Raw genomic sequence first — 16,130 nt, 5'->3', positions numbered from 1 at the left:
CCCCACCGGCTGTGGTCCGTCCAGGAGGAGGTCGAGGATCGCCTGCCTGGTCGGGTCGCCGAGGGCGGTCAGAATGGCGTGTGCGTTCGTCATGACTTACCGTAAGTTACAACTAACGGTAAGTGGTTGTCAACCGTTAGTTGCGGGTGACCATCAGGCCTTGCCGTACCGCCGGCTCCTGGCGGCGTAGGTCTCGATCGCGGCCCACAGGTGCCGACGGTCGACGTCGGGCCAGAGCACGTCGCTGAACACGAGCTCGCTGTAGGCCGCCTGCCACAGCAGGAAGTTCGAGAGCCGCTGCTCCCCCGACGTACGCCAGACCAGGTCGGCATCACCGAGCTCGGGCACGTAGAGGTGCCGGGCCACGGTGCGCTCGTCGATCTTGTCGGGCTTGAGGCGGCCGGACGCGACCTCGCGCGCGATCGAGCGCATCGTGTCGGCGAGCTCTGCGCGGCCGCCGTAGTTGACGCACATGGTCAGCGTCAGCACGTCGTTGTCCTTGGTGAGCTCCTCTGCGACCTGCAGCTCCTTGATCACCGAGCGCCACAGCCGCGGCGCCCGGCCGGCCCACCGCACCTTCACGCCGAGGTCGTTCATCTCGTCGCGGCGGCGCCGGATCACGTCGCGGTTGAACCCCATGAGGAACCGGACCTCGTCGGGCGAGCGGGTCCAGTTCTCGGTCGAGAACGCGTACGCCGAGATCGCCTTCACGCCGATCTCGATGGCGCCCTCGACCACGTCGAACAGGGACGACTCGCCCGCCTCGTGGCCCTTGGTGCGCGGCAGCCCCTGCTGCTTCGCCCAGCGGCCGTTGCCGTCCATGACGATCGCGACGTGGCGAGGGACCAGCTCGCTGGGCAGGTCGGGCGGGCGTGCACCGGACGGGTGCGGCGACGGCGCGCGTGGCGTGCGGTTCATCGTTCGACGTAGGCCATGGAGCGCAGCCCGCGCTCCACGTGCCAGGCCAGGAAGGCCGCCACCAGGCCGCTGGCCTCCTTGAGATGGCGTGGGTCGGCGGCCTCGACCACCGGCCAGTCGCCGGCCAGCAGGGCTCCCAGCAGCGTGACCGTCTCCGGGGCCGGGCCGGCCGACCCCGGGACTCGGCAGGTGGTGCAGAGCATGCCGCCGTACGACGGGTTGAACCAGCGGTGGTGGCCCGAGTCGGGGGGGACGAGACCGCAGCGGGCGCAGGCTCGGAACGACGGCGCGTACCCGGCCACCGAGAGCGAGCGGAGCAGGTAGGAGTCGAGCACCTGCCCGGGCCGGCGCTCGCCGCCGACCATGGCCCGCAGCCCGCCGACGAGCAGCAGGAACTGCTGGGTCGCCGGCTGCTTCTCCTCGGTGACCAGCCGCTCCGCGGTCTCGAGCATCGCGGTGCCGGCGGTGTAGCGCTCGTAGTCGGCGCCCAGCTCCGCGGCGAACGCGTCGTGGGTCTCGGCCTGGGTGATCGTGTCGAGGTTGCGCCCCTCGGCGAGCTGGACCTCGACATGGGTGAACGGCTCGAGCCGGGAGCCGAACTTCGAGGTGGTCCGGCGTACGCCCTTGGCCACGGCGCGCACCCGCCCGTTCTCGCGGGTCAGCAACGTGATGATCCGGTCGGCCTCACCCAGCTTGTGGGTGCGCAGCACGATCGCCTCGTCGCGGTAGAGCGGCACCGTCCTATCTTGCCGGTTCTAGCGGACGGTACGGCGCTGGCTCGTGGGTGTCGCCCACACCTCCTGCGCCCATTCGGCGGCCTCGCGGTCGAGCCGCTCGGGCCACAACCGCCACTCGAGGATGCTGCGGGCCCGGACGAACCGGGCGTTCGGCAGCTCCTCGGCCAGCATCGCGGCGTCCGCGGCGGGGTGGATCGGGTCGGCCGGGTGACCGACCACCAGCGCCGGCGCGGTGATCGCCTGGCGCCGCTTGGTCGGCGGGGCGACCCGGCCGAAGAAGATGCCGTGCACCAGCGCGGCCACCGACTCCGAGCGCTGGTCGAGGGTGTCGAGGGCGATCCCGACCCAGAACGGCACGATCCCGCGCGGGATCGGCCGGGTCAGGGCGCGCACCCCGTCCACGGTGAACGGCAGGAACCTTGCCGCGAACATCAGCGGCGCGAACGCGAGGATCCCGGCCTCGACGGCGTTGTCGAGGACCGGCATCTCCACCAGGAGGCCCCGGACCCGGTCGGGCGCCAGGTCGGCGACCTCGAGGGCGACGTTGGCGCCCAGCGACGTACCGCCGACGATCGCCTCCCGCGCGTCCAGGTGGTCGAGCAGGGCGACCACCTGCTCGGCGAACGCGGTCATCGAGTAGACGAGGGGGTCGGTCGGGCGGTCCGACCGACCGTGGCCGAGCAGGTCGAGCGTCACCACGTGCAGCCCCTCGGCGGCCAGCGCGCGGGCCAGCGGCTGGTGCATCCGGCGCGGCATCAGCTGGCCGTGCACGAGGACGACCCAGTGGTCGCCCGCGCCGTACTCGGTGTACTCCAGCCGGTCGCGACCCGAGCCTGCGTCCACGAAGAACTGGCCGATGCGCTCGGAGACCAACACCCGGCCAGCCTAGATCGGCCCACACAGGGCCGAGCCGACGGTGGCTGAGGTGCGAGGGCGTTCTGCGCCCGAGTCTCGAAGCCTCCGCAGCCCGGTGTCAAGGTGCAGTGGACACCAGGTGGCGATACCTCCAGAAACCGAGCGGCGGGCCCGTGGGGTGCCCGACACTGAAATCGTGACGTCCGAGGCCGATCGACCCCTCGGTTGGGCGACCTCGTTCGCCCTGCTCGCAGGGGTCGTCGCTGCAGGAGCCGTCGCGGTGCGGTTGGCGCCCGACGGCCATACCGTCGCGACCTTCTGGCCTGCGGCCGGACTGGGACTGATCGTGCTTGCCCTGACCGTGGGCCGCCGCTGGCTGGCGCTCGCCCCGCTGCTCTTCGCAGCCACGGTGGCCGGTGACCTCATCGGCGACCGCACGCTCCGGCTCGCCGTCACGCACGGCGTGGTGGAGACCCTCTCGCTGGCGATCGCCGCGCTCCTGGTGACTCATGCGGGCCGGATCCGGCCTCGGCTCGCCGACCAGGAGGACTTCGTCCGGCTGCTGGGCGCGGCCGTCGTGAGCGGCGGGATGCTCGTCGCCGGCGGCGCCAGCGCCTCGCGGTGGTTGACCATCGCCCCCCTGGGCCCCTCGCTGGCAACGGCGTTCGTGGCGCACCTGGCCGCGGTCCTGCTCATCTTCCCGCTGGCGGTGGTCACCGGGAACCGGTGGACGGGACGAAGGCTCGAGCTGGCGGTCCAGGTCCTCCTGCTCGCCGGCGCGAGCCTGCTCAGCTTCGTGTCCGACGCGAGCTCGACGCTCACCTTCGTCCCGGTGCTCTTCCTGGCCTGGGCAGCACTCCGGTTCGACGTGCGGGTGGCCTGCACCGAGCTGGTGCTCGTCGGCAGCTTCGTGACGGTTCAGACGGTGGCCGGCATCGGCCCGTTCGGCGTCGCCGTCGACAGTGGCCGGGTCGGCGCGCTGACCGGAGGCGCGCTGACCCAGGGCTACCTGGCCTGCGCCGCACTGCTGGTCGTGCCGCTCGGCATCGCTGTGCAGCGCAACACCATCCTGATGGACCGGATCACCGCCGACAGCAAGCTGTTCCGCCGCAACTTCACCGAGTCGCTGGTCGGGATGGCCTTCCTCGAGCCGGACCCGTCCCGGCAGGACCTGGTCATCGTCGACCTCAACGACACCGCTCTTGGGATCCTCGGCGGTCGTGAGGAGGACCTGCTCGGCAAGCGGCTGACCGAGCTGATGGACGTCGGGCCGGAGTTCGCCGACGCTCTCCCCCGGCTCCTGGCGCGCACCACCGACGGGTGGCGGGTCGAGGGTCCGCTCACCTACGCGCGGGCCGGCAAGGTGACGCTCCAGATCTCGGCGCTGGGCGACACCGGCGACGCGCCGTTCTTCGCCGCCCAGCTCCTCGACGTCACCGCGGAGTACGACGCCCGGCACGGGCTCGAGGTGGCGCAGACGCTGACCAACGCCACGCTCGACACCACGAACTGCATCATCATGGTGACCGACCTCGAGGGGATCGTGGTCCGGATCAACCAGGCGACCTCGGTGATCACCGGCTACCGCGACGTGGAGCTGCTCGGCCGCAAGGTCTGGGACACCGGCATCACGCCGTCCGAGGCCGACGACGTCGAGGCGCTGTTCATGTGGCCGAACCGGTCCGGCGTACCGATCGTGCGGGAGTCCGACGCCACCACGAAGTCGGGCGAGAAGCTGCGGATCGTCTGGAACACCAACATCGTCCGCGACGAGCTCGGCAACCCGATGTACGCCGTCATGACCGGCATCGACGTCACCGCCGAGCGCACCACGGCCGGCCTGGTGAACCACCTGATGGAGGCCTCGCTGACCACCGCGATCGTCGGCATCGACACCGCGGGCCGGATCTCGGTGGCCAACTCCGGCATCCAGCACCTGCTGGGCTACGAGCGCGACGAGCTGGTCGGCGAGCCGTTCCACAAGCTGCTCAAGGCCGCCGAGCTGCTCGAGCGGACCGGGGCCGACACCCTCGACGAGGCATTCGACATCCTGGTCCGGGGGCTGGGGCGCGACGGTGAGACCCGGGCGCGGGACTGGACCTGGGTGACCAGGACCGGCGCGGAGCAGATGGTCTCGATGACCCTCTCGGTGGCGCAGGACGCGTTCGCCGCCCAGAGCGGCTACCTGTGTGTGGCGCGCGACGTGACCGAGCAGCGGCACAGCCAGGAGCTCCTGATCGCCGCCCTCGACAAGGAGCGCACCGCGGTCGAGCGGCTTCGCGCGCTCGACCAGGCGAAGAACGAGTTCGTCTCCACCGTCTCCCACGAGCTGCGCACGCCGGTGACAAGCATCGTCGGCTACGCCGAGATGATGACCGACGGCTCCATCGTCGAGCCCCTCCCCGACCAGCTGCCGCTGCTGGAGACCATCAACCGCAACGCCCAGCGGCTGATCTCGATGATCAACGACCTGCTGATGCTCTCCGGCCTCGACTCGCAGACCGTCCAGTGGCGCCACGACCAGCTCGACCTGGCTGCAACCGTCAGCCCGATCGAGGAGGCGATCCGGCCGCTGCTGAAGGGGCGGCACCTCACCCTCGACATCGAGCGCCCGGCATCGATGGTGCCGGTGCTCGGCGACCAGGCCCAGCTCGAGCGCGTGATGATCAACCTGCTCTCCAACGCGGTGAAGTTCACCGAGGACGGCGGCACGATCTCCTACTCCGTCGGCATCGAGCAGGACCACGCGGTGATCACGGTGAGCGACACCGGCATCGGCATCCCCGCGGACGAGCAGGGCGACCTGTTCCAACGGTTCTTCCGCTCGTCGACCGCCCAGGTACGCCAGATCCAGGGCACCGGCCTCGGCCTGTCGATCGTGCAGGCGATCGTGTCCGCGCACGGCGGCACCATCGAGGTGCGGTCCGCGCACCTGCAGGGAGCGACGTTCACGGTGAAGCTGCCGCTGGCGAGGTCGGAACGGCTCACGCCGGCCGGCTGATTGCTGGCCAGGTCAGAGGATGCCTGCGAGTTGACGCCGTTCGGCCCTGGACCCCGCCGAAAGGCTCGCTCATCGCGTGTTCATGGGTGAGGCTGTCGATCGGAGGGACCCATGGACACGCTGCGCGACCTGCTGGCGGAGCTGGCCGACGACGCACCCACCGGAGCTGTGCCCCCGGCAGAGCCCTGGTCGCGCGGCAGACGCCTCCATCGCCTCAGGGTCACCGCAATCGCGGTCATCTTGGTCGCGGTGGGCGCCGTCGGCACGGAGATCGCCGTACGCCTCGCCAACGGCGCCGACGAGAGTCTCGATCCTGCGCCGGCGAAGACTGTCGGCTTCGCGCTGCGTTGGTCACCCGGTGCGGGGGTGCTGCGCGATCGCTGACATGACCCCAGTCCACCACCCGCAGCCGACCGTCGCTCGCGGCCGGGATCCCACTGTGGACAACCGGTTCCGGTGCACTGGTTGTGGACGGCACGTGGACGATCCGGGGTCCCCGGGTGCCTTCGCTGCGGGGGTCTCGACAGGCTCGACCAGCAGTGGGTCACCCGGGTGCCCACGCTGCGGGGGTTTCGAGACGGTCGCTAGCGCGACCTCCTCAACCACCGGTGGGTCGCCCGGGTGCCTGCGTGGCGGGGGTCTCGACAGGCTCGACCCGCGGTGCGCCAGCAGGTGCCTACCCTGCGGAGGCGACCCGGTGCTGGTACCCACCCCGGGTGCCCTGCGGAGGCTTCGAGGCTCGGCCATGAACGGCCTCACGCCTCAGCCACCGTCGGCCCCCTGGTGTCTCCTCTAGTGGCGTCCGGGCTTCGTCGGGAGCTTGTAGGCCACGCCGTCCATCGGGAAGGTCGGAGTGATCCCCATCGCCTTCAGGATCGTCGGCATGATGTCGACCGAGCGCACCGGGGCATAGATGTCATCCTTGGACAGCGCGGCGCCGGCGAAGACGATCGGGATCTGCTGCGAGGCCCGCTGGATGCCACCATGGTCGCCCGCGATCGAGTACGTCGTGTCGTCGGGCAGCGTGGCGATCAGGTCGGGACCGTAGACGGCAGCCTCTGTGTCGACCAGCTCCTGCGCGTGCTGGGCGAACCACAGCTTCTCCCCGAGAGAGTGCATCCGGTCCCATCGGATCGGGGTCACCCGGTCGTAGTGGTCGCCGTTGCGACGCCACACCGCGGTGACGGCAGGCATGTCCTTCATGATCGCGGCGGCCTCGGCGACCTTGACCGGCGACTGGTCCTTCAGCCACACCCGCAGCATCGAGTCGCTGTAGGAGAGGCCGATGTTCCCGGTGTTGACCAGCGGCAGCAGGGCGTCCTGAGGCCGGTCGTAGAACTTGTCGTTCTCCGGGTCGCCGTAGTACCAGTTGTAGTAGCCGTAGTCCTTCTCGGCGACCAGCTTGCCGTAGTAGTGCTTGCCGGCGACCGAGCCGTGGTCGGCTGTCAGTACGACGAGGGTGTCGTCCAGCTCGCCCTGCCTGCGCAGCTCGTTGATGATCTTGCCGACCTGCGCGTCGGCCGTGGCTGCCGCCGCCTTGAGGTGGGTCATTGCGTCGCCGTCGGCGCCGGTCGGCCCGGGGTCGGCCACACCGCCCCACATGTGCGCGGCCTTGTCGACGCCGGGCAGGGTCACGAAGATCCCGTTCCAGTTCTTCTCGTTGCGCATGATCGCGATCGCGGCGTCGGCGGCCCACACGTCGCCGCCCTGGTGGGCGGCGTCGTGCCCGGTCACGTAGCGGTCGCTGTCGAGCGGGTACATCACGGCCGGGAGCTTGGTCGTGTCGTAGGCGTACTGCGGGTAGCCGTTATGCACCCAGAACCGGCTGCACGGCTCACCGAGGATGTAGGACGGCACGTTGATCCCAGCGGGCGGGCGCAAGCTGCCGCTGGTGGTGCAGTCGGCTCCACTGCCGAAGGTGATGATCGAGTCAGACCCAGGCCCGCCGAACGCCCAGCCGGCATAGCCCTTGGGACTGATCGTGAACGTCTTGGCGGTCGGGTCCGCGGCACCGAGGTAGTCCGCGAGCTTCGGGTAGCCGCTCTGCAGCTTGAACATGTCAGAGCTGCCGAAGTCGCTGGTGATGTAGAAGTCGTCCGTGCTGTCTTGGGGTGTCGTGTCGGGCAGCAGGTTGGCGACGTCGCGGTAGCCCTCGTCGGTCCAGCCCATGTGCTTGGGCAGCTGGCCCGAGGTGACCACGTTGTGCGTCACGACGGTGACCGAGCCGAGGTGGCCGAGGTAGCCGCGCGGAGTGTCGACGTACTTCTTCATCAACGACTCGACGTTCTTCATGTGGTACTTGTGCACGATCTCCTTGCTCAGCGCGTCGACCAGGATGACGACCACCTTGTCCGGCTTGGCCGGCTGATGGTGGTGGTGCCCCTTCTTCGCCACCGCATCGGGATTGGCCCCGGCCGTGAGCGCGACGGTGACAGCGGCGGCCGCGACGACTGCGAGCAGCGGACGAGTACGACGAACCATGACGGGTGACCTCCCAACGCGGCCCTCGCCGCGACCCTTGCGGGCAACCTAGACCCGGCAACAGTGGTCAGGGAAGGTGCAGGTTCGCCGCAGTACCCCAAATGTCAGCGGTGCCCGAAGAACGAGATGACCTGCTGGAACGTCGGCCGGTTCTGCCAGTCGATCGGCCGCACGCCGACGATGCCGGCGGTGGTCGAGCGGATGTAGTCCTCGGACTTGTCGTAGGTCAGCTGGCTCACCGAGGACTTGTGCTGCTCCCTCAGCACGCGGTGCACGGCAGCGGCCAGCGAGGCGCGCAGCGTCGCCCGGCACACGGCGAGCGAGCCCTTGCCGCAGTAGCCCATGGAGTAGGGAGCCTCGACATGCCGGCCGAGCACCGAGCGGAGGTCCTTGGCCACGTAGCCGTACCAGGCGATCCCGTTGAACGACGAGCCCCCACCCGAGCGCGGGTGGTCGTCCAGGGCCTGGGGCAGCTGCCGGGTCAGTGGCCCGAGCCGGGCCGAGAGCACGTCGTAGGCGACCGAGCTCGAGCCGTCCTCCCACCAGGAGTCGAAGAGCGCGATCGCCGACTGGTACTCGTAGGAGCCGTTGCGGTCACGGTCGGCGCGCGGCGCGCCGGCGTCCAGCCACTGCTCGAGCAGGGCGCGCGCGGGGGCCGTCTTCTTGTCGTCGCCGATCACCTTCAGCAGCCACGGCAGCGTGTACGCCGCGCGTGAGTCGGCCGTGGCGCCACCCGCCATCACCCCGACCATGCCGGGCAGGTCGACCTTCTTCTTCCCCTTGATCTTGGCCGCCAGCCGCTTCGACAGCGCCAGCGACCGGTAGACCGAGCCGTAGCTCCATGTGTCATCCGCGGCCGCGAACTCGGGCGCCGGCTTGTTGTTCCAGCTGACCAGGTAGCCGCGCTTCGGGTTGGTCTGGCGCGCGTGCTTCTTGAACGGGAGCCAGCCCTGCCAGTCGTACTTCTTGCCGGCCCAGTGCGGCAGGTCCGGCTCCACCTTCTTCGACCGTTGCGGCAGCAGCCCCGAGGAGTAGTAGGAGATGTCCTTGGAGTCGGCGTAGAACCAGTTGAAGGTGTAGTCGATGTCGCTCGCGGCCTTCTGGAACGACTTCGCGTTGTGCACGAAGCCCGGGTCGTTGAACTCCCCGAAGCCGAGCACCGAGTCGATCTCGTGGCCGTAGGTCGACCGCTGCAGCACCAGCGCGACGGGCTTGCCGTCGACGGTGGTGCGCTGCTGGACGATGCCGTGCCTGGTCCGGAGCACCTGGAAGCTGTAGGTCCTGGAGGGGCCGGGAGCGGTGAAGTTGGGCGTGGTCGTCTCGGAGTGGACGTCGACCTGCATCGGGACGCACTTCTTGCCGACCTTGTACGCCGTCGACCTGACGGTCGCCTTCGAGCCGTCGGTGTTGCAGAGCCGCTCGGCCACGGTGTCGATGTTGTCGCTGCCGGACGACGTGGCCGACCAGGCGTAGTCGACGCCGCGGCCGAGCTGGACGAAGAGGTTGACGCCGGCGAACGCGACTCCCCTGGCCTGGATGCCGGGGCCGTCGAGCACCTGCTCGACGAGCAGCTGGGGCGCGTAGTAGCCGGTCTGCGGCCCCATCACCGCCAGCGGCTTGCCGGTCCTGGACTCCTTGCCGGTCACCAGCAGCGCGTTGCTCATGCCGTGTGCGCCGAGCTGGGAGAGGTCGACGTGGACGCCGCCGGGCAGGTCGAGCTGCGGCTTCGCGCCGGCGGGTGCCGGCGCGGAGCCCCGCAGCACGGCGCCTGTCCCGGAAGCGGTGGGACCACCCCGGTCGGGGATCGCCACGCCGGGCAGGTCCGGGTCGAAGGTCCGGCGGTCGTAGGGCGCGCTGGCGCTGGACGTCGTCGGCGCCTCCGGGTCGTTCTTCTCGCGCAGGTCTCCGTAGATCCGCAGCGCCTCCTGCTTGCCGAACCTGGCCCGGAGGGCCTGCCACCACGCGGCGTTCTCGATCTCGTGGCCGCCGCCCTTGCCGAAGATGCCACCGACCAGGGACGCGACGTAGACGATGTCGGCGCGGGTCCAGTCGGTCGGCTGCTTCTGCAGCCCGACGTACTCCGCCGGGCAGGTCGGCGCGGCGACGGTCGGGCACAGGTCGTGCTGGGCCTGGTTGATGCCGGCGAGGAACGCGTCGACGCCGCTGAGCAGCTGCTGGCCCCGGGCCCCGGCGTCCTTGGCCGCCTTCAGGACCTGCTCGTTGGCCTCGGCCGGCGTGTAGAAGGACGCGCGCAGCTGGGCCTGGTCGGCAGCGACGTTGCCCGGGGTGTTGCCGATGAACTCGGCCAACCGCGCCGCTCCGGTGTGCCGGAGCACGTCCATGAGGAACATCCGGTCCTCGACCACGGCGTAGCCGGCACCGAACTCGACGTCGTCGAAGGTGGCGCCGTTGATGTAGGGCACGCCGTAGTCGTCACGCCGGATGGTCACCCCGGGCCTCGGCGACTTCGTGCTGACGACGGTCGCCGGGGTGAGGTCCTCGCGCTTGTAGAGCTTGTCGATGTCCGCCTGGCTGATGCGGTCGGGGTTGCGCTTGGTGAGCGCGTCGTACATCTCGAGCTGGTCGGCGACGTGCGGTGGCGCGGTGGGCGTCGCCGTGGTGCCGCCGAGCGTGGCGAGGTCGGCCGTCGTCACGTTGCCGGCCGAGCCCGGCGGCAGGATGTTCCAGAGGTTGCCGTAGCTCGCAGCGGCCTTGGCCGGAGCCGGCGGGCCACCCCCGGACGCAACCGACGGGGGTGCTCCCGCCGTGCCGGCAAGGAGCACCCCCGTCGCGATCGTTGCTGTCAGGCCGCCCACCGTGATCCGCACGAACGGTGAGACTAGCCCCTGGCGCACTACCTCCGAGTCTGGCTCTTCATCGGGCTCTGGGAGGTACCGCCACAGGGAGCGGCAGCCGACTGGGCCGCGGTGAGCTCGGCCTGGGCGGACTTCAGCGCGGCCTTCGCCTTCTTCAGCTTCTTCTTCGCCTTCTTGATCTTGCTGGCCTTGTGCGACTTCTTCGCCTTCTTCAGGGCCTTCTTGGCCTTGGCGACCTTCTTGTCCGCCGCGTCCACCTTCGCCTGTGCTGCAGTGGTGGCAGCGTTCAGGGTCGTGCAGTCGTAGGCGGTGAAGGTGACCGTCGCCGGAGTTGTGTCGGTGTTGCCGGCGGCGGACTGGCCGTGCCCTCCTACACCACCGGGGTCGCCCGGTTGACCGCGCTGATGACCGCCTTGAGCGAGGCGGTGACGATGTTGGCGTCGATGCCGACCCCCCAATAGACGCTGTCGCGCACGAGGCACTCGACGTACGCCGCCGCGACGGCGTCGCCACCGGAGGACAGCGCGTGCTCGGCGTAGTCGAGCACGCGGACGTCCCAGCCCCTGTCTTCGTGGCCATGGTCGAGCTCGTTGATCGCCGCCACGAACGCCGAGAGCGGACCGTTGCCCTCACCGTGCAGCGACATCAGCGCACCGTCGACGTAGACGTTGACGTCGAGCGCGTCCTTCTCCCCCGCCGCCGATGACGTGTGCACCGAGTTGAGCTCGAGTGGCGTCTCGCGGTCGAGGTACTCCGCGCGGAACACACCCCAGATCTCGTCGGGAGTCATCTCGCCGCCCTCGGCGTCGGTGTGCTCCTGGATGACGCGGCTGAACTCGATCTGCGCGCGCCGCGGCAGGTCGAGCTTGTGCTCGGCCTTGAGGATGTAGGCGACGCCGCCCTTGCCGGACTGGCTGTTGACCCGGATCACGGCCTCGTAGGTGCGGCCGACGTCCTTGGGGTCGATCGGCAGGTACGGCGCCTCCCAGGGCAGCTGCCCGACCGGCACGCCCTGCTCGGACGCCTGCCGCTCGAGGTCCTCGAGCCCCTTCTTGATGGCATCCTGGTGCGAGCCGGAGAACGCCGTGTAGACCAGGTCGCCCGCGTAGGGGTGGCGCGGGTGGACCGGCAGGTTGGTGCAGTACTCGACGGTGCGACGGATCTCGTCGATGTCGGAGATGTCCACCTGGGGGTCGATGCCCTGGCTGAACAGGTTCATGGCCAGGGTCACGAGGTCGACGTTGCCGGTGCGTTCGCCGTGGCCGAACAGGCACCCCTCGACCCGGTCCGCACCGGCCATCATCGCGAGCTCGGTCGCGGCGACCGCCGTACCGCGGTCGTTGTGGGGATGCAGGCTGATCACGGTGTTCTCGCGCCGGGTGAGCTGGCGGGAGAACCACTCGATCTGGTCGGCGTAGACGTTCGGGGTCGCCATCTCGACCGTGGCCGGCAGGTTGAGGATGATCTCGCGGCCGTCGTCGGGCTGCCAGACGTCGCTGACCGCCTCGCACACCTCGACCGAGAACGGCAGCTCGGTGCCGGTGAAGATCTCTGGGCTGTACTCGTAGCCGATCACCGTGGTGTCGAGGTAGCTCTCGATCCCCTTCATCACGGCCTGGGTGCCGCGGACCGCGATGTCCTTGATCTCGTCCTTGCTGGCCCGGAAGACGACGCGCCGGAACAGCGGCGCGAGGGCGTTGTAGAGGTGGATGTTGGCGCGGGGTACGCCGACCAGCGACTGGACGCTGCGCTCGATGAGGTCCTCGCGAGCCTGGGTCAGGACCGAGATCGTGACGTCGTCAGGGATCCGGTCGCCCTCGATCAGCTGGCGGACGAAGGCGAAGTCGGTCTCGCTGGCGCTGGGGAAGCCGACCTCGATCTCCTTGTAGCCCATCTTCACGAGCAGGTCGAACATCGCCATCTTGCGCGCCGGGCTCATCGGGTCGATGAGCGCCTGGTTGCCGTCGCGCAGGTCGGTCGAGAGCCACCGCGGCGCCTCGGTGATGACCCGGTCGGGCCAGGTGCGGTCGGGCAGGTCGATCGGCGCGAAGGCCCGGTAGCGGCCGAACGGCATCGAGCTGGGCTTCTGCTTGCCCATGGGGATCAGGGGGGTGGTCATGATCTGTCCTCGCTGGCCCTCGGTGGGCCGGTGGTCCTGGAGGCCGGTCGCGCGCGCTCACTCCGCAGCGAGGGGGTCCGGCTATGCCCGACTGGGCTCAGACCTCGCTGCGGCAGCCAAGGAGGAGGCGTCGCGTCATGACCCGCTCACCATAGCAGCCACCGCTGGGCCGGTCTCAGGGGACGAGCGCGCGCAGGATCACTCCTGCCGGCCGCTGCTCGGCGTTCCGGTAGCCGGTCCCGGCCCAGAGGTTCACGTGCTCGGCGTCGGCGCGGGCCGCCGCGGCCCTGCGGATCGGGCTGGTCAGGTGGTGCAGCGCCGGGTAGCCGAGCGGCCCCTTTGCGTCGTACGCCGCGAGGAAGGCGTTCATGACCGCGCCCGCCGGGCGACCGCTGAAGGCGGTCGTCGTCACCGGCGCGCCCCGGTCCGCAACCAGTCCGGCCCGGTGCGCCGGGTTGGTGCCTGCCTCGTCGGACAGCAGCAGGAGCGTGCCGACGGCGACCGCCTCGGCGCCCGCGTCGAGGGCGGCCCGCACGTCGGCGGCGCGGCCCACGCCACCGGCCGCTATGACCGGGAGGTCGGTCACCGCGCGGACCGACCTGACCAGGTCGGGCAGCGCGAGCCGCCCACCGGAGACCGCAGGGGTCCAGGTGCCCCAGTGGCCGCCCGCGTCCGCGGACTGCACGGCGAGCGCGTCCATCCCGAGCCCGGCCGCACGGTGCGCCTCCTCGGCCGAGGTCACCGTCTGGACCAGCGCACAGCCCGCCCGGCGCAACGCGTCCGCGGCGGTCGGGTCGGGCGGTCCGAAGGTGAACGAGACGACCGGCGGCGCAGCCTCGACCAGCACCTCGACCTTCGACGCCCACGTGTCGTCGTCCTCGACCGGCTCGACCGGGAGCTCGACGCCGTAGGCCTCGGCGAGGGGCAGCAGCAGCTCACGGTAGGCGGCGTACGCCGACGGATCGACCGGCACCGGGTTCGGCGCGAACAGGTTGACGCCGTAGCGGTCCGTCGCCGCCCGCACCTCGGCGACGTCGGTGGCCAGCGCCTCCGGGGTCTGGTAGCCGCCGGCGAGGAACCCGGCCGACCCGACGGCCGTCGCGGCCAGCACCAGCCGGGGCTTCGTGGGCCCGCCCGCCATCGGCGCGGCCAGGACCGGCAGCTCACTGCCGAACAGCCCCAGCAGGTCGTTCGCCATCCCCTCAGCCTGACACCACCGCCGTTCCGGGGTGTCGCCGGCGGCTGCAGAGGGACCCGACGGAGGACCTGCGCGCTCCCACCCCCTCGGTAGGCTCTGCTCGGTTCAGGGAGGGGAGGTCACGTGCGCGCTCGCGCCGTCTGGCGCCTGGTCCTCCCCGCGACCGTGGCCCTCGCGCTGTCCGCCTGTGGTGACCACGGGGGCGGCCACGTGGATCCCGACCAGGTCGACGCCATGAACGCCCCCGAGGTCGGCGCCTGCCGGCTGCTCTCACCGAACGACGCCGAGCAGCCGACCAACGCCACCCGCGTCGTCGACTGCGGTGAGCGTCACACCGCCGAGACGTTCGCCGCCGGCGACCTGCCGGACGACCTGAAGGACGCGGCCTACGACTCGCCCGCGCTCGGGGCGTTCGCCTACCAGACCTGCTCGGCGAAGTTCCAGCAGTACCTCGGCGGCGACGAGAGCACGGTGATGCGCACCATCGTGAGCTGGGTCTGGTTCCGGCCCTCGGAGAAGGCGTGGGACAAGGGCGCCCGGTGGTACCGCTGCGACGTCGTGGGCGGCGGTGCCGAGAGTACGTCGTACGTCGCCCTGCCGGACACCGCCGAGGGGCTGCTGGCCGAGCGGCCGCCGAGCGACGAGTGGATGGCCTGCGTCAGCGGCACCACCGTGCAGGACGCGCCCAAGGTCTCCTGCAGCGAGAAGCACAACTGGCGAGCGGTCACCACGATCAAGGTCGGCGACCCGGGCGACCCCTACCCCGGCGACAAGGCAGTCGAGGCGACCACCCGCGACTACTGCTCCAGCTCGGTGGGCGCGTGGCTCGGCTACCCCGACGACTACGACTTCGGCTTCACGTGGTTCCACAAGGCCGAATGGGACGCCGGCAACCGGCGTTCGGTCTGCTGGGCGGCGACGACCGCATGAGGCGCACGACATTCCTCGCAGTCGCGGTGACGGCTGTGCTCACGCTGGCCGGCTGCGACGATGACCACAAGCAGGAGCCCGCGCCCGCGCAGGGGCCGACGACGACCCCCACGCCGGTCGTCGCGCCGCCTCCCCCACCCGCGCCGCGTATCGGGGAGTGCTACCGGCTCTCCTACGACGAGGCCCTGGCGCCGACCAACACCGACAGTCCGGTCCCCTGCGACAAGGGGCACACAAGCCAGACCTTCGCGGTCGGCCAGCTGAACCTGATCAGCAACGGCCACCTGCTGGCCGTCGACTCCGACGCCGTCCAGAAGCAGGTCGCGAAGCGGTGCCCGGCCCAGCTGGGGTCCTACGTCGGCGGCACCGAGGCCCAGCGGCGCCTCTCGCTGCTGCGCCCGGTGTGGTTCACCCCCACTGTCGAGCAGTCGGACGCCGGTGCCTCGTGGTACCGCTGCGACGTCATCGCGGTCACCGGCGACAACGCGGTGGCGAAGGTCGACCACAAGTTCGCCGGCGCGCTGAAGGAGCCGGCGGGGCGCGCCGAGTTCGCCATGTGCGCGACCGCCCAGCCCGGCACGCCCCAGTTCAGCCGGGTGCTGTGCGGGGAGGACCACACCTGGAAGGCGATCTCGGTCGTCGACCTCGCCGACAAGGCCCGGAAGAAGGGCGTCTACCCCGGCGAGGACACGGTCAGGAACGCCGGCCAGGACGCGTGCCAGGAGGCCGCCCGCGCCATCGCGTCGGACGCCCTCGACTACGAGTGGGGCTACGAGTGGCCCACCAAGGACCAGTGGAAGGCGGGCCAGACCTACGGAAGGTGCTGGTCGCCAGATCCCGCTTAGGGTTTGGGTCTGGGTCTGGGTCTTCGTTCGTGGCACCGGGTCGGGCCAGGCCCGGGGGCTGTCGCCCCCGGGGCTGCGGCGGCGCGTCGCGGGCAGCGGCTCCCAGCCCCATTGCGTAGCGCTACCCGCGCCGCGGCCAAGCCGCTTGACGCCTCCGGGGGCGCCACCCCCGGTCCCGACCCGCGCGTCACCCTCACTTCGCCATCACTGGTGGGGTAGGGGCGGGGGAC

Annotated in this window: 12 protein-coding genes; 4 read left to right on the top strand and 8 right to left on the bottom strand. The window is 70.6% G+C overall.

All coding sequences use genetic code 11. The annotated features are described in order from the left end of the window. Positions 1 to 153 precede the first annotated feature (153 nt). Genes VFV89_RS19745 through VFV89_RS19735 form a run of 3 tightly spaced genes read right to left on the bottom strand, consistent with a single transcriptional unit; the run spans position 154 to position 2,531 of the window. Positions 154 to 918: an isoprenyl transferase gene (locus tag VFV89_RS19745; RefSeq protein ID WP_329707685.1), complete on the bottom strand. Its 765-nt coding sequence runs from the start codon at positions 916 to 918 to the stop codon at positions 154 to 156. Beyond that, a complete protein-coding gene (gene recO / locus VFV89_RS19740) occupies positions 915 to 1,655 on the bottom strand; it encodes a DNA repair protein RecO (RefSeq protein ID WP_329707684.1) in 741 nt (246 codons plus the stop codon). Before recO ends, VFV89_RS19745 begins: the two co-directional genes overlap by 4 nt. A gap of 18 nt (positions 1,656 to 1,673) precedes the next feature. Next, positions 1,674 to 2,531 (bottom strand): alpha/beta fold hydrolase, encoded by an 858-nt coding sequence (locus VFV89_RS19735; protein ID WP_329707683.1) that lies wholly within the window; start codon positions 2,529 to 2,531, stop codon positions 1,674 to 1,676. A gap of 175 nt (positions 2,532 to 2,706) precedes the next feature. Between VFV89_RS19735 and VFV89_RS19730 the strand changes: the two genes are divergently transcribed. Further along, entirely contained in the window at positions 2,707 to 5,511 is a 2,805-nt protein-coding gene (locus VFV89_RS19730; RefSeq protein ID WP_329707682.1) for an ATP-binding protein, read from the top strand. Between the two features lie 111 nt (positions 5,512 to 5,622). Further along, positions 5,623 to 5,895: a hypothetical protein gene (locus VFV89_RS19725; protein ID WP_329707681.1), complete on the top strand. Its 273-nt coding sequence runs from the start codon at positions 5,623 to 5,625 to the stop codon at positions 5,893 to 5,895. Between the two features lie 408 nt (positions 5,896 to 6,303). Here VFV89_RS19725 and VFV89_RS19720 read toward each other — a convergent pair whose 3' ends face one another. The 5 genes from VFV89_RS19720 to VFV89_RS19700 form a co-directional block, all read right to left on the bottom strand. Further along, the gene (locus VFV89_RS19720) at positions 6,304 to 7,992 is read right to left on the bottom strand and encodes an alkaline phosphatase family protein (RefSeq protein WP_329707680.1); all 1,689 of its coding nucleotides are present in this window, start codon (positions 7,990 to 7,992) and stop codon (positions 6,304 to 6,306) included. A gap of 104 nt (positions 7,993 to 8,096) precedes the next feature. Then, the gene (locus VFV89_RS19715) at positions 8,097 to 10,820 is read right to left on the bottom strand and encodes a penicillin acylase family protein (RefSeq protein WP_329707679.1); all 2,724 of its coding nucleotides are present in this window, start codon (positions 10,818 to 10,820) and stop codon (positions 8,097 to 8,099) included. A 26-nt stretch (positions 10,821 to 10,846) separates the two neighbouring features. Continuing rightward, positions 10,847 to 11,290, bottom strand: coding sequence for a DUF1090 family protein (locus VFV89_RS19710; RefSeq protein ID WP_329707678.1), 444 nt, complete (start codon positions 11,288 to 11,290; stop codon positions 10,847 to 10,849). After that, positions 11,179 to 12,927: a 2-isopropylmalate synthase gene (leuA, locus tag VFV89_RS19705; protein WP_329707677.1), complete on the bottom strand. Its 1,749-nt coding sequence runs from the start codon at positions 12,925 to 12,927 to the stop codon at positions 11,179 to 11,181. The genes VFV89_RS19710 and leuA overlap by 112 nt, the downstream gene beginning before the upstream one ends. Positions 12,928 to 13,102: 175 nt before the next feature. After that, complete coding sequence (locus VFV89_RS19700; RefSeq protein ID WP_329707676.1) at positions 13,103 to 14,125, bottom strand: nitronate monooxygenase; 1,023 nt, start codon at positions 14,123 to 14,125, stop codon at positions 13,103 to 13,105. Positions 14,126 to 14,248: 123 nt separating this feature from the next. Here VFV89_RS19700 and VFV89_RS19695 point away from each other — a divergent pair, with 123 nt between their 5' ends. Beyond that, complete coding sequence (locus VFV89_RS19695) at positions 14,249 to 15,055, top strand: septum formation family protein (protein ID WP_329707675.1); 807 nt, start codon at positions 14,249 to 14,251, stop codon at positions 15,053 to 15,055. Next, on the top strand, positions 15,052 to 15,900 hold the full coding sequence (locus tag VFV89_RS19690) for a septum formation family protein (RefSeq protein ID WP_329707674.1): 849 nt from the start codon (positions 15,052 to 15,054) through the stop codon (positions 15,898 to 15,900). The genes VFV89_RS19695 and VFV89_RS19690 overlap by 4 nt, the downstream gene beginning before the upstream one ends. Positions 15,901 to 16,130: the final 230 nt, after the last annotated feature.

The sequence above is a fragment of the Nocardioides sp. genome (genome assembly GCF_036274455.1).
In the GTDB taxonomy this organism is placed as follows: Bacteria; Actinomycetota; Actinomycetes; order Propionibacteriales; family Nocardioidaceae; genus Nocardioides.
This window is presented reverse-complemented; position numbering and strand designations above follow the sequence as displayed.

Excerpts from the sequence above, each read along its gene's own strand:
- VFV89_RS19745 (WP_329707685.1), bottom strand. The coding sequence starts at position 918 with ATGAACCGCACGCCACGCGCGCCGTCGCCGCACCCGTCCGGTGCACGC.
- VFV89_RS19725 (WP_329707681.1), top strand. The coding sequence starts at position 5,623 with ATGGACACGCTGCGCGACCTGCTGGCGGAGCTGGCCGACGACGCACCC.
- VFV89_RS19720 (WP_329707680.1), bottom strand. The coding sequence starts at position 7,992 with ATGGTTCGTCGTACTCGTCCGCTGCTCGCAGTCGTCGCGGCCGCCGCT.
- leuA (WP_329707677.1), bottom strand. The coding sequence starts at position 12,927 with ATGACCACCCCCCTGATCCCCATGGGCAAGCAGAAGCCCAGCTCGATG.
- VFV89_RS19700 (WP_329707676.1), bottom strand. The coding sequence starts at position 14,125 with ATGGCGAACGACCTGCTGGGGCTGTTCGGCAGTGAGCTGCCGGTCCTG.
- VFV89_RS19690 (WP_329707674.1), top strand. The coding sequence starts at position 15,052 with ATGAGGCGCACGACATTCCTCGCAGTCGCGGTGACGGCTGTGCTCACG.